This is a genomic window from Pseudoxanthomonas sp. 22568 (genome assembly GCF_052044485.1).
Taxonomy (GTDB): domain Bacteria; phylum Pseudomonadota; class Gammaproteobacteria; order Xanthomonadales; family Xanthomonadaceae; genus Pseudoxanthomonas_A; species Pseudoxanthomonas_A beigongshangi.
Genome location: NZ_JBQENC010000005.1, coordinates 268,530 through 281,746 on the forward strand (window position 1 = coordinate 268,530; position 13,217 = coordinate 281,746).

Sequence of the window (13,217 nt, forward strand, 5' to 3'; positions counted from 1 at the left end):
GTTGCACCGCGCCAAAGGCAAGACCGGCTTGATGACCACCGATTTCTACCATCTGCTGATTAGCGACTGCGCGCTGGCGGCAGTGCTGCTGGGACTTTTCTTCTACGTGTCGCGGGTATCGCGCGGCGTGCGCGGCATCACCGCCTGGGGCGTGGCCCATTTCGTCTACTCGCTGGGCGCGGCCCTGCTCGACGGCACCTCGCAGGTGGCTTCGCGTTCCGGCGCGCAGGATCTGGCGCATGCCATCGCCGGGCTGGGTGGGCTGCTGGCCTGTGCCGGCCTGATCGGCCTGGCGTGGTCGGTGATCCAGTTCGTGCACCAGCGCGCGCTCCTTCCCGGTGAACGCGCGCTCATGCCGCTGGCCCTGGCGTTGCCGCTGGGCGGCTGGCTGCTCTACGGCCATGGGGATATCCAGGACGCACAAGGCGCGGCGATGAGCGCGGTGGAGGTGTTCGCGCTGGCGGTGGTGATCTGGCAGCTGCGCCTGTTGCGGGCCGGCCCGGACCATGTGCCCGCCCGGCTGATGATGACCGCGTGCGTGGCGCTCCTGTACCTCTATGGCCGCGATCTCGCACATGCGCTGACCGGGCGTTATGGCCCGAATCCGTCATGGGTGAACGCGGATCTGTCGATCTGGTTCATGCTCAATTTCTGCATGCTGATGCTGGCCAGCTTCCGCGCCGCAGAAGCGCTGCGCCAGAGCGCGCTGCTGGATCCACTCACTGGCGCATTGAACCGCCGGGGCCTGGACAGCGAACTGCGTTCCAGCGCCCGCTTCGTCACCCTGGAAGGCGGCCTCGCGGTGATCGCGCTGGACCTGGATCACTTCAAGGCGGTCAACGATCACCACGGCCACGAAACCGGCGATCAGGTTCTGCAGCGGTTTTCAGACGTGGTGCGCGGATGCATCCGCAGCAACGATCTGTTCGTGCGGCTGGGCGGGGAGGAATTCATGCTGGTGCTGCGCGAGACCTCGCCGGAAGTCGCGCATCGGCTGGCCGAACGCATCCGCATGCAGGTGATGTCGCTGGAATTCCCCGCGCCCGCTTTCCGGGTCACCGTCAGCCTGGGCATCGCCCACACCCGCTATCGCCATACCGGATTCAACGATCTGGTGCGGCTGGCGGACGAGGCCCTCTACGCGGCCAAGCGCAATGGACGCAATCGCGTCGAACTGCGGATGCATCCCGCGCCTGTTCTCTAGCTCGGGCAACACGCCCGCATTCAATGGCGCGATCACGGAAAAGAAAAACCCCGCCGAAGCGGGGTTTTCCGGTGTCGCGTCGGCAATGCCGGGATTCGATCAGAACTTGTAGTTGATCGAAGCCGCCAGCACATCGCCCGCCACGTCGTAGGAACCGGACAGCGTGCTGCCGGTCGCCGAGACCTGATCGACGGTCGGGTCCTTGGTGAACAGGTGGGTGTAGCCGAAGCTGTACTCCGCCTTTTCCGACGGCGCCCAGGTCAGGCCGAGCGACAGCCACTTGCGGCTGGTGTCCGGCACGCGCACGTCGCGGTGCTCGGCGGTGGTCGGGGTCTGGTCGTAGGCCACGCCGCCGCGCAGGGTCAGCGTGTCGCTCAGGCGGTAGTCCGCACCGATCGAGCTGAAGGTCGTGTCGCGGTAGTGGAACGGCAGCACGTTGTTCGGCTGGTTCGACTGGAAATCGACGGTGACCGCGTCGAACGAGGGCGCCCAGAAGGTGCGCGTCACGTCGGCCATGATGGTCAGCTTGTCGTTGACCTGGCGGGTGAAGCTCAGGGTCGCCGAGGCCGGCAGTTCGATGTTCGCGCGGCCACCGGTGTTCACGAACAGGCCGCGCGCGGCCAGCACCGCCTGGCCCTGGGTGGCCCGGGCATTGGTCGCCGTGAAGGTGGCCTTGCCGTTGGTGATCTCGTGCTTGACCTTGGAGCGGTAGCTCAGGCCGATGTGGGTCTGGTCGTTGACGCTGAACAGGCCGCCGACGGTGAAGCCCCAGTCATTGCTGCTGCCTTCGAGCTGGCTGTACAGGTCGGCGTTGCCCGGCAGGAAGCCAAGCGCGCCGCCGCCCTGCGAGAACATCACCGCGCCCAGATCGACGGCGTTGCTCAGGTCCACTTCCAGGCGCTCGACGAACACCGACGCGCCGAAGGACACGTACGGGTTCACGTCATAGGAAATCGCCAGGCCGAGGTCGGCGGTCTTCAGGTCGGTCTTGACGCCATGGTAGCGGCCGACCCAGTTGCGGTCGTATTCGGTCTTGAAGCCGAACGGCACGGTCAGCGACGCGCCCAGGTGGGCCTTCTCGCCGATCATGGTGTGGAAGTACGCGGCCGGAACCGCCGCGATGGTGCCGGCGTCGCCGCCGTTGCCGCCGGAGATCGGCATGCCGGTGCCCGCGCCGGTCGGACCGGCGAGGCGTCCGCCGCCCTCGAAATCAGCCGAGAAGCTGATGGCGCTGACGTCGGCCTGGAATTGGGTTTCCTTCATGTGGCGCATCGCGGCCGGATTGGTCGCGATCACCGAGGCGTCGCCCGGGGCGCTGCCCGAACCGGCGAACGCGCGGCCGAGACCCTTGGCGCTGTTTTCCTTCAGCTGGAACGCGGCGCCGTGCGCCTGACCGAAAGCCAGAACGCCGGCAATGCCGAAGGCCAGCGCGGAAATACGGGCAAAACTGTTGACGGAATGCATGGTGTCTCTCTCCGGAGGACGTGGGTTACGGTCAATGCGCCGCTGGAAGCGACCGGCGTTATGCCCGCCGGTTCGTCCGCCGGAAGCCCCTCCCGACATACGACGCCGTATGCAGTATACCCATGTCTTCTAACCGAAAGCTAACAAACTCTTGGCACGGTCCGAGGGGTTTTCCTGAACAGGGAAACGACACGGGTGACAGGCGCTGCGAGTTAAAGTGAGGCGGCATGTTCGTCTCCTTGCCCTCCCGCCGGAAGCCTTCGCTGCGCTGGGCCACGCCCGCGCTGCTGGGCCTGTTGTGGCTGGCGTTCCTGTGGGCGGCGATGCAACCGGATCGTGCGTTGCTGCTGCAGGAATGGGGCGCGTTGTCCGGCGGCCTGACCTCGTTGCCGGCCTGGCTGGCCGATCTCCAGGACGGCAGCGTGCTGCGCCTGTTCACCGCCTTGTTCCTGCATGCGGACTGGGCCCACCTGCTGGGCAATCTGGTGTTCCTGCTGATCTTCGGGATGCCGGCCGAGCGGACCATGGGGCCGTGGCGGTTCCTGATCCTGTTCCTGTTGGGCGGCGCGGTCGCCAACCTGGCCGCGGTGCTCACCATCGGTGCGCCCGACCGGGTGGTGATCGGCGCCAGCGGCGCGGTCTCGGCGGTGATCGGCGCCTACCTGGCGCTGTTCCCGACCGCCAAGCTCGGCGTGGTGCTGCCGCTCGGGCTGTTCCTGGAATTCGTCAAGGCGCCGGCCTCGCTGCTGATCGGCATCTGGGCGCTGCTGCAGGTGGTGTTCGCCTACACCGGCCCGGCCTTCGGCGCGGTGGCCTGGTCGGCGCACATCGCCGGATTCCTGTTCGGGGTGGTGTTCGCCCTGTTCGTCCGCGCCGCCATCGCCCGGCGCCTGCGCAAGCGGCAGGGCTATTGAAGCGGCGGCGGGGCGGCCTCACTTTCCCCCCATCGCATCGGTTTCCCCACTCCCCGCCCCATGGCAAAGAAGCTCTACAAGGTCACCTTCCTCAACCACAACAAGGTCTACGAGTTGTATGCGGGCCACGTGGGCGCCAGCGGCCTGTGGGGCTTCACCGAAGTGGGCGAGCTGGTCTTCGATCTGCACGACGGGCTGGTGGTGGATCCCACCGAGGAGCGTCTGCGCGACGAGTTCGGCGATACGCGCGTCCTGCACCTGCCGATGCAGAGCATCATCCGGGTCGAGGAAGTCGAGCGCAAAGGCCAGTCGGCCATCCGCGACGCCGCCACCGGCGAGAAGGTGGTCACCCCGTTCCCGCTGCCGGCCAAGCCGCGCTGACCGGCGCCGGCGGGTAACCGCCAGTACGCTCCGCCGTCCCCGCCGACCGCCTATGATGGCGCGTCGAGTCCCGGGGTTGTCTTGATGTCCACGCCGCAGTTGTCCGTCTACTTCTTCCTGCAGGCGGGCATCATCATCCTGGTCTGCCGCCTGGTCGGCCGCCTCGCGCAACGTTTCGGACAACCGCAGGTGGTCGGCGAGATGATCGCCGGCGTCACCCTGGGCCCCTCGCTGTTCGGCGCGCTGATGCCCGAGACCCAGCTGGCGCTGTTTCCCAAGCCGACCCTGGACATGCTGTATGTCGGCGGACAGGTCGGCGTGGGCATGTACATGTTCCTGGTCGGCACCGAGTTCCGCGCCGATCATTTCCGCGCGCGCTACCGCAGCGCGATGGCGGTGTCCTGGGCCGGCATCGCCGTGCCATTCCTGCTCGCGTTCGCGCTGGCTCCCTGGCTGCAGCACGTGCCGGGGCTGTTCTCGGACAAGACCCGCTTCCTGGAAGTCGCGTTGTTCCTCGGCGCGGCGATCGCGATCACCGCGTTCCCGATGCTGGCGCGCATCATCCACGAGCGCGGACTGACCGGAACGCCGCTGGGTACCCTGGCGCTCACCGCGGGCGCGATGGACGACGCCGCGGCCTGGTGCATCCTGGCGATCGTGCTGGCCAGTTTCGGCGGCAGTTGGGCGCAGGCATGGCTGGCGATCGGCGGCGGCATCGCCTACCTGAGCTTCATGCTGCTGGCGGGCCGGCGCCTGCTGGCACCGCTGGCTACGCGCGTGCCGGAGCAGGGACCGCTGCCGTCCTCGGTGTTGGCCTGGGTGATGGCCCTGTTCTTCCTGTGCGCATGGGCGATGGACGCCATCGGCATCCACGCGGTGTTCGGCGGCTTCATCCTCGGTGCCTGCCTGCCGCGCGGCGTGCTCACCGAACGCCTGCGCGAACTGCTGCAGCCGATGGTGGTGGTGGTCCTGCTGCCGCTGTTCTTCACCTATTCCGGCCTGAAGACCCAACTGTCGGTGTTCATGGATCCGGCGATGCTGCTGCCGGCCATCGCGATCCTGCTGGCCTCGTTCGGCGGCAAGGCGATCGCCTGCTGGGCGGCGGCGCGATTGTCGGGCGAGCCGCCGCGTGACGCGATGGCGATCGGCGCCCTGATGAACGCCCGCGGCCTGATGGAACTGATCATCATCAACATCGGCCTGCAGGCCGGCGTCATCGAACCGGGCCTGTTCTCGATCCTGGTGATCATGGCGATCCTCACCACCCTGATGGCGACACCGTTGTTCAATCGGATCATGCGCGACCGCCGCGCCGCCAGTCCGCCGATGGCCGGGGATCCCTCGCTGCCCTGACCGTGCGGTTCGCGGGGATGGATGGCCTAGAATCGCCACTCCCTTCCCGCTCCCCGATCGGCCATGCGCAAGGATCTGCACGAAGGCAATCGCCATTCCTGGAATGCCGCCACCGTGGCGCACAACAGCCACAAGCGCGATCAGGCGTCGTTCTTCCGCGCCGGCGGCAGTACGCTGTTCCCGGAAGAGATCGCGCTGCTGGGTGACATCGCCGGCAGGAGGCTCATCCACCTGCAGTGCAACGCCGGCCAGGACAGCCTGAGCCTGGCCGGACTCGGTGCGCAGATCACGGGCGTGGACATCAGCGATGCCGCGATCGAGTTCGCCCGCCAATTGGCGGGCGACGCGGGCATCCGTGCCGGGTTCGAGCGCGCCGATGTATACGATTGGTTCGAACGGGCACGGGCGGATGGACGGCGGTTCGACATCGCCTTCAGTTCCTACGGCGCGTTGTGCTGGCTGTCGGATCTGGATGCATGGGCAGGTGGATTGGCGGAAGTGCTGGAACCTGGCGGACGCTTCGTCTGCGTCGAGTTCCATCCGGTGGCGATGATTTTCGATCCGCAATGGCAGCCGAAGTATCCCTACTTCGCCCATGGCGAACCGCTGGTCTGGGAGGATGGCGTCAGCGACTACGTGGCACTGTCCGGCGAGGCGCTGGCGCCTTCCGGCAACCAGCCCGGCGTACGGGATTTCCGCAATCCGCATCCGAGCTACGAATTCCAGTGGAGCCTGGGCGAAGTCGTGGATGCGTTGTTGCGCGCGGGGCTGCGGCTGCGCCGGTTGCAGGAGTATCCCTACGCCAACGGCTGGCGTGGATTCGACGGCATGCGCGAAGCGCAGGGCCGGCGGATGTATCCGCCGGCGACGATGCCCAGCCTGCCATTGATGTACGGCCTGGTGGCGGAACGCTCCGCCTGACGCCGCCGCCGGCTCAGCGGCGCGCCGGTGGTGCCTTCGCCGACGTGGCCGGCGCGGACGCGAGCTGCTTCTTCAACTCGGCCAGGGCGGCGGCGATCGGTTTCTCGCCGTCCAGCACTTCGCCCGCGGTATAGCCTTCCTGGCCCTCGTCATCGCCACGCAGGTGACCGGGCAGGGTGGCCTCGCTGTAGTCGATGATCCCGGGCTCGCCGTCTTTCGTTTCCGGATGCAGTTCCACGTCCGGGACGATGCCGCGCGCCTGGATCGACTTGCCGCTGGGCGTGTAGTAGCGGGCGGTGGTGAGCTTCACCGAATCGCCGTTGTCCAGCGGCAGCACGGTCTGCACCGAGCCCTTGCCGAAGGTACGGCTGCCGACCACGCGCGCGCGCTGGTTGTCGCGCAACGCGCCCGCCAGCACTTCCGAAGCGCTGGCCGAACCGGCATCCACCAGCACCACCACCGGCACGCCTTCGAGCAGATCGCCGGGCGTGGCGTCGAAGCGCGAATCGCTGACCACGATGCGCCCGCGGGTGGAAACGATGTTGCCCTTGTCCAGCAGATCGTCGGCGATCTGGACCGCCGCCAGCAGCAGGCCGCCCGGATTGCTGCGCAGATCCAGCACCAGCCCGCGCAGCTTGCCCTTCGCCTTCAGGTCGGCCACGTGCTTCTGGAAGTCCGCCGCGGTCTCGGTCTGGAACGCACTGATCCGCACGTAGCCGTAACCCGGTTCCAGCATCCGGCTGCGCACGCTGGCGATGCGGATGACGTCGCGCACCAGGCTGACGTCGAATGGCTTGGCGGTGCCTTCACGCACGAGCGTGAGGGTGACCTTGCTGCCGGGCTTGCCGCGTAGCGGTTCCATGCCATCGGTCTTCTCGATCGGCTTGCCGTCGATGGCCACGATCACGTCTCCGGCCTTGATCCCGGCCTTGGCCGCCGGCGTGTCGTCGATCGGCGAGACCACCAGCAGGGTATTGTCCGGCTGCTGCAGCAGGTCCACGCCGATGCCTTCATAGGCGCCGGAGGTCTGCTCGTCGTAGGCCTGCGCGTCTTCCTTGTCGAAATAGATGCTGTGCGGATCCAGATCCAGCAGCAGGCCACGGATGGCGGACTGCATCAGCTTGCGATCCTCGACCGGCTCGACATAGGCCTCCTTGACCGCATTGAACACGGCCACGTACCGGCGGATTTCCTCCAGCGGCACCTTCGAGGGCGCGGTCTCGGCGGCGGAGGGATCGTCGCTGGCGCCCACCTCCGGTTCCTTGGCGGTCTCTTGCGCGAACGCGGGCGCGCCGGCGAGGGCGAGCAACAGGGCCAGGGGCAGGAAAGAACGCATCGAAACTCCGTGGGAAAGCGGCGGAACCATGGACCCCGCGCGGTCCACGGAGTTCGCCCGATTATGCGCGAACCGGCGGTGAATGGCGTTCCGGTTCAGCGCCGCTGCAGCCAACTGCCCGGGTCCACCGGCTGACCGTTGCGGCGCAGTTCGAAGTACAGCGCCGGCGTGCCCTGGCCGCCGGACGTGCCGACCTTGGCCACCGGATCACCACGCTTGACCTGGACGCCGGTGTCACGCAACAGGCTCTCGTTGTGCGCGTACAGGCTCATGTAGCCGTTGCCGTGGTCGATGATCAGGATCAGTCCGTAGCCGGTCATCCATTCGGAGAACACCACCGTGCCGTCGGCCACCGCGGTCACCGTGCTGCCGGCCGGCGCACCGATGAGCACGCCTGAACTGGTACGACCGTCCGGCATCCGCCCGCCATAGCGGGCCAGCAGGTTTCCGGACAGCGGCCAGCCCAGCCCGCCAACCTTCAATGCGGGCGCGTTGGCCACTTCCGGCCGTGGGCGCGAAGGGGTTTGCGCGCCTCGCGTGGCGCCCTGGCGGGCCTGCGCGCGCGCGCGCTCCTCGGCCGCCTTGCGCGCGGCCGCACGGCGCTCGGCTTCGGCGCGCGCCGCCGCCGCCCGCAGGTTGGCGAGCAGGCGCTCCAGCGACCGCACATCCTGGCCGAGCGCCTTTTCGCGGTCGGCACGGTCCTGGTAGCGCTGATCGAGATCGGCCACCAGGCGGGCCCGGCTCTGCCGATCCTTCTGCAACTGGTTCATCTGTCCGCGCAGGCGCTGGCGATCGGTATCCAGTTGCGCGCGCCGGCTGGTGATGTCCTGTTCGACCTGCGCCAGCGCCCGCAGCTCGGTGGTCAGACCGTCGATGCGGGCGGCGCGATCCCGCTGCAGGTAGCGGTGATAGGCCAGGGTACGGCTGGCGTCGGCGGCGCTGTCCTGCGACAGCAGCACCTTCAGCGGCGCGTCGCCGCCGGTCATGTAGGCCGAGCGCACCAGCGCGGCCAATTGTTCCCGCTGTCCACCCAGCCGCTTCAGCATGTCCTCGCGGCGTTGCTGCAGTTCGGCCAATGCGGCCTCCTCGCGCCGCAGCGAGGATTCGGTTTCGGACAGCGTGCGGCTGCTGCGGCCAACCTGCTCGTCGGCCTCGCGCAGCTTGCGCGAGGCATCGCCGCGTTCGCCCTCCAGCTTGCGCCGCTCCTGGGCGATCGATTTCAGTTCGCCGCGCGCCTTTTCCAATTTCTTCTGCGCGTCGCGCTGGCTCTGCGCCGACACGCCTCCGCTGATCACGCCCAGCGCGATCAGCAGGCCGAGGCCGGTGCGGAGCAGGCGACGCGTCATTGCGCGGCGGCGATCAGCGACTGGCCGGACATCTCGGCCGGTTGCGGCAGGCCCAGCAGATCCAGCAGGGTCGGGGCGACGTCGCGCAACGCGCCACCCGCGCGCAGCCTCACCGCACGCTCGCCGACGTAGACCAGCGGCACCGGCCCAACCGTATGCGCGGTGTGCGGCTGTCCGGTTTCCGGATCCCGCATCATCTCCAGGTTGCCGTGATCGGCGGTGATGATCAGCGCGCCGTGCGCGGCGCGCACCGCGGCGTCCACCGCACCAATGGCCTGGTCCACCGCCTGCGCGGCGAGGATGGCGGCCTGCAGATCGCCGCTGTGACCGACCATGTCCGGATTGGCGATATTGCAGACGATCACGTCGAAGCGGCCGGAACCGATCGCGTCGACCAGCTTGGCGGTCAGCTCGGGGCAGCTCATTTCCGGCTGCAGATCGTAGGTCGCGACCTTGGGGCTGGGCACCAGGATGCGCTCCTCGCCGGCGAAGGGATCCTCGCGTCCGCCGCTGAAGAAGAACGTCACGTGGGCATACTTCTCGGTCTCGGCGATGCGCAGCTGGGTCAGGCCCTGCTCGGCCAGCAGTTCGCCCAGCGTGTGCCGCAGGTCATCCGGCGGGAACGCCACCGGCGCCGGCAGTTTCGCGTCGTACTCGGTCAGGCAGACGAAGCGCGACAGCCGTGGGCGGCGGGCCTGGAACCCGTCGAAATCCGGCGAGACGAACGCGGCCGTCAACTGGCGCGCGCGATCGGCGCGGAAGTTCATGAACACCACTGCGTCGCCATCGGCCATCGGCTGCGCGCCGTCGATCACCGTGGGCAGCACGAACTCGTCGTTCTCGCCGCGCGCGTAGGCCGCCTGCAACGCGGCCACCCCGTCGGCGGCACGGTATTCGCTCTGCGCCTCGACGATGGCATCCCACGCCTTGCGCAGGCGATCCCAGCGCTTGTCGCGATCCATGGCGTAGTAGCGGCCGCTGACCGTGGCCAGGCTGGCATTGCCCAAGCGTGCGCAGACATCCTGCAGCGCGCGCAGGCTGGGTTCGGCCGATTGCGGCGGGGTGTCGCGACCGTCCAGGAAGGCATGCACGGCCACCTTCGGCACACCGCGGCGATGGGCCAGTTCCAGCATGGCGAAGATGTGGTTCTCGTGGCTGTGCACCCCGCCCGGCGAAAGCAGGCCGAACACGTGCAGGACATGCCCGCCGGCCTTGGCAGCATCGCAGGCCGCCGCCAGCTCCGCGGTGTCGAAGAAGCTGCCGTCCTCGATGGCGGCGTCGATGCGGGTCAGGTCCTGGTAGACGATGCGGCCGGCGCCCAGGTTCATGTGGCCCACCTCGGAATTGCCCATCTGGCCGTCCGGCAGGCCGACATGGCGGCCCTCGGTGTGGATGAGGGTGTGCGGCGCGGTCGCCAGCAGGCGGCGCCAGTTCGGCAGTTCCGCCTGTGCCAGCGCGTTGTCGGTGGGATCTTCACGGTGGCCCCAGCCATCGAGGATCAGCAGGACGACGGGCTTGGGACGCGGGGAGGCGGACGGCGTTGGGGACACGGTGGGGGTTCCGGTGACTTCAGGCAGGTGAAGATTGTAGCGAAGCGTACTGCGATGGCGGCGTTACCCTGAACGCGGCGGGAGGTCCCGTCGCCAGGCCCGGTTAAACCCTTTGGGCGACCCCGGCATCCAACCCGTACTTTCGACGAACAGGACTTCACCATGACCCGTACTTCCCCTGCCCTGCTGCTGACCCTGGCACTGGCGGCCACACCCGCCTTCGCCGGCAACGACATCTCCAAGGTCAACGGCTCCATCACCGCCCAGGCCGGCCAGAGCCACGGCGACCTCAGCACCGTGAACGGCTCCATCGTCGTCGAGGACAATGCCACGACGGGCTCGGTTGAAGCCGTCAACGGTTCGCTCAAGATCGGCGATGGCGCCCGCACCGGCGGCATGGAAACGGTCAACGGCGGCATCCGCGCCGGCAGCAAGGTCCAGGTGGACGGCGACGTGGAAACCGTCAACGGTCCGATCTTCCTGGATCGCGGCAGCCGCGTGCGCGAGGGCGTTTCCACGGTCAACGGCGGCATCGGCCTGGTCGGCACCGAAGTCGGCGGCAGCATCGAGACGGTCAACGGCGACGTCACCGTGGGCGTGGATTCGCACGTGCGCGGCGGGCTGAAGGTCGAAAAGCCCAAGGGCAACTTCAACATCGAGCGCAAGCGTCCGCCCCGCATCGTGATCGGCCCGAACGCAACCGTCGACGGCCCGCTGGTGTTCGAGCGCGAAGTGGTCCTCTACGTCCACCGTACGGCCAAGATCGGCCCGGTCACCGGCGCCACCGCACGCCCGTTCGATACGCCGACCGCGCCGGCCGACTGAGCGCCGGGCACATCGCGCGGGACGATCGCATACACTCGGGATTCCTGGATTTGAGGAATCCCGATGTCCCGCAAGCTCCCTCTGGCGGCGGCCGTGCTGGCCGCCACCACCCTGCTCGCCGCGTGCAAGAAGCCTGACGCCGAAGCACCGGCCGCCACCGCGCCCGCCGCGCCGGCACCCGCGGATCACGCCTTCGCCCCGGCCATCAACGAGGCCGACTTCGCCCAACTGGTGAAGACGCTGTCTTCCGACGAATTCGAAGGCCGCGGTCCCGGTTCCACCGGCGAGGAGAAGACCGTCGCCTACCTGGAAGCGCAGATGAAGCGCATCGGCCTGCAGCCGGGCAACAACGGCAGCTTCTTCCAGGACGTGCCGATGGTGGAGACCACCGCCGACGAAGGCACCGTGCTGAAGCTGGAAAGCAACGGCAAGACGCGCGAGCTGAAGTTCGGCGTGGATTTCGTCGCCGGCACCCGCACCGGCGAGAAGGAAGTGAAGGTCGACGCCAGCGAGATGGTGTTCGTCGGCTACGGCGTGGACGCGCCGGAACAGCAGTGGAACGACTATGCCGGCCAGGACTGGAAGGGCAAGACGGTCGTCATGTTCGTCAACGATCCCGGCTTCCACACCGGCGACGAGAAGCTGTTCGAAGGCAAGCGCATGACCTATTACGGGCGCTGGACATACAAGTTCGAGGAGGCCGCGCGCAAGGGCGCCGCCGCCGCGTTCATCGTCCATGACACGCCCGGCGCCAGCTACGGCTGGGACGTGGTGAAGAATTCCTGGTCCGGCGCGCAGTACGACCTGCCGGCCAAGGACGATCCCGAGCGCCGCATCCCGGTGCAGGGCTGGCTGACCGCCGACGCCGCCCGCCAGTTGTTCGCCGACGCCGGCCTGGATCTGGACACCTCGTACAAGGCCGCCAATCAGCGCGGCTTCAAGCCGGTCACGCTGAAGACCAAGGCCTCCATCGATCTGAAGAGCACCATCAGCGAAAAGAACTCGCGCAACGTGGTCGGCGTGCTGCCGGGCACCGATCGCAAGGACGAGGCGGTGCTGTACATGGCGCACTGGGATCACCTGGGCAAGCATGAAGGCGAGACCGGCGACAACATCTACAACGGTGCGATCGACAACGCCACCGGCGTGGCGGGCATCCTGGAAATCGCCGACGCCTTCGCCCATCAGGAACCCAAGCCGAAGCGTTCGCTGGTGTTCCTGGCGGTGACCCTGGAAGAGTCCGGCCTGCTCGGCTCCAAGTACTACGTCGCCCATCCGACCTTCCCGCTCGCCAAGATCGCGGCGGTGATCAACATCGATGCGATGTCGGTGGCCGGCAAGGCAAAGGACATCACCGTGGTCGGCTTCGGCAGCTCGGAGCTGGAAGACGTGCTCAAGCCGATCGCCACCGCGCAGGGCCGCACCCTGCACGGCGAGACCTCGGTGCAGAGCGGCTTCTACTTCCGCTCGGATCATTTCAACTTCGCCAAGGCCGGCGTGCCGGCGTTGTACGCCGATGGCGGCGAGGATCTGGTCGAGGGCGGCACCGAGGCCGGCAAGAAGGCGGCCGAGGACTACGCCAGGCACTACCACTCGCCGAGCGATCAGTACTATCCGGAAACCTGGAAGCTGGACGGCACGGTGCAGGATCTGGAAGCGCTGTACGGCGTCGGCAAGGACATCGCCGGCGGCGACAAGTGGCCGAACTGGTATCCGGGCAATCCGTTCAAGGCGGCCCGCGACAAGATGATGCAACCGGCGGCGAAGTAAGCCTCCGCGGCATTGACGGCAACGGCGCCCCAGGGCGCCGTTGCTGTTTCCGGGGTGGGTCCGACCGGCGAGTACTTCCGATCGGAACCTGTTTCCCACCGCGGCCCGTTCCGCCGCCGAAGCCGGGAAGTACATCGAAGCGCTCCATCGCGC

At 67.8% G+C, this 13,217-nt stretch carries 11 protein-coding genes; 7 read left to right on the forward strand and 4 right to left on the reverse strand.

All coding sequences use genetic code 11. From position 1 onward, the window contains the following. Nucleotide 1: 1 nt before the first annotated feature. Nucleotides 2-1,204 carry a diguanylate cyclase gene (locus ACTJI2_RS08770; RefSeq protein WP_440841832.1) on the forward strand — a complete coding sequence of 401 codons (1,203 nt, stop codon included), beginning with the start codon at nt 2-4 and terminating at the stop codon, nt 1,202-1,204. Between the two features lie 99 nt (nt 1,205-1,303). On the opposite strand, the gene ACTJI2_RS08775 is transcribed toward ACTJI2_RS08770, so the two are convergent. Then, a complete protein-coding gene (locus ACTJI2_RS08775) occupies nt 1,304-2,668 on the reverse strand; it encodes an outer membrane protein transport protein (protein ID WP_440841833.1) in 1,365 nt (454 codons plus the stop codon). A 227-nt stretch (nt 2,669-2,895) separates the two neighbouring features. Here ACTJI2_RS08775 and ACTJI2_RS08780 point away from each other — a divergent pair, with 227 nt between their 5' ends. From ACTJI2_RS08780 to ACTJI2_RS08795, 4 genes are all read left to right on the forward strand, one after another. After that, nucleotides 2,896-3,582 carry a rhomboid family intramembrane serine protease gene (locus ACTJI2_RS08780; protein WP_141454517.1) on the forward strand — a complete coding sequence of 229 codons (687 nt, stop codon included), beginning with the start codon at nt 2,896-2,898 and terminating at the stop codon, nt 3,580-3,582. 60 nt (nt 3,583-3,642) lie between these two features. Then, complete coding sequence (locus tag ACTJI2_RS08785) at nt 3,643-3,963, forward strand: DUF1820 family protein (RefSeq protein WP_183640377.1); 321 nt, start codon at nt 3,643-3,645, stop codon at nt 3,961-3,963. Nucleotides 3,964-4,047: 84 nt separating this feature from the next. After that, entirely contained in the window at nt 4,048-5,316 is a 1,269-nt protein-coding gene (locus tag ACTJI2_RS08790) for a cation:proton antiporter (RefSeq protein WP_192198134.1), read from the forward strand. A 63-nt stretch (nt 5,317-5,379) separates the two neighbouring features. After that, entirely contained in the window at nt 5,380-6,237 is an 858-nt protein-coding gene (locus ACTJI2_RS08795) for a class I SAM-dependent methyltransferase (protein ID WP_440841834.1), read from the forward strand. A 13-nt stretch (nt 6,238-6,250) separates the two neighbouring features. Here the strand turns inward: ACTJI2_RS08795 and ACTJI2_RS08800 are convergent, their stop codons facing one another. The 3 genes from ACTJI2_RS08800 to gpmI all read right to left on the reverse strand — a co-directional run bounded on the left by ACTJI2_RS08800 (nt 6,251) and on the right by gpmI (nt 10,469). Beyond that, nucleotides 6,251-7,573, reverse strand: a complete 1,323-nt coding sequence (locus ACTJI2_RS08800; protein WP_183640369.1) for a S41 family peptidase — start codon at nt 7,571-7,573, stop codon at nt 6,251-6,253. Nucleotides 7,574-7,668: 95 nt separating this feature from the next. Further along, nucleotides 7,669-8,919, reverse strand: a complete 1,251-nt coding sequence (locus ACTJI2_RS08805; protein ID WP_440841835.1) for a murein hydrolase activator EnvC family protein — start codon at nt 8,917-8,919, stop codon at nt 7,669-7,671. Next, nucleotides 8,916-10,469, reverse strand: coding sequence for a 2,3-bisphosphoglycerate-independent phosphoglycerate mutase (gene gpmI, locus ACTJI2_RS08810; RefSeq protein ID WP_440841836.1), 1,554 nt, complete (start codon nt 10,467-10,469; stop codon nt 8,916-8,918). The genes ACTJI2_RS08805 and gpmI overlap by 4 nt, the downstream gene beginning before the upstream one ends. Nucleotides 10,470-10,631: 162 nt before the next feature. Here gpmI and ACTJI2_RS08815 point away from each other — a divergent pair, with 162 nt between their 5' ends. Beyond that, nucleotides 10,632-11,294, forward strand: coding sequence for a hypothetical protein (locus tag ACTJI2_RS08815; RefSeq protein ID WP_183640362.1), 663 nt, complete (start codon nt 10,632-10,634; stop codon nt 11,292-11,294). Between the two features lie 63 nt (nt 11,295-11,357). Next, nucleotides 11,358-13,064 (forward strand): M28 family metallopeptidase, encoded by a 1,707-nt coding sequence (locus tag ACTJI2_RS08820; protein ID WP_440841837.1) that lies wholly within the window; start codon nt 11,358-11,360, stop codon nt 13,062-13,064. Nucleotides 13,065-13,217 lie beyond the last annotated feature (153 nt).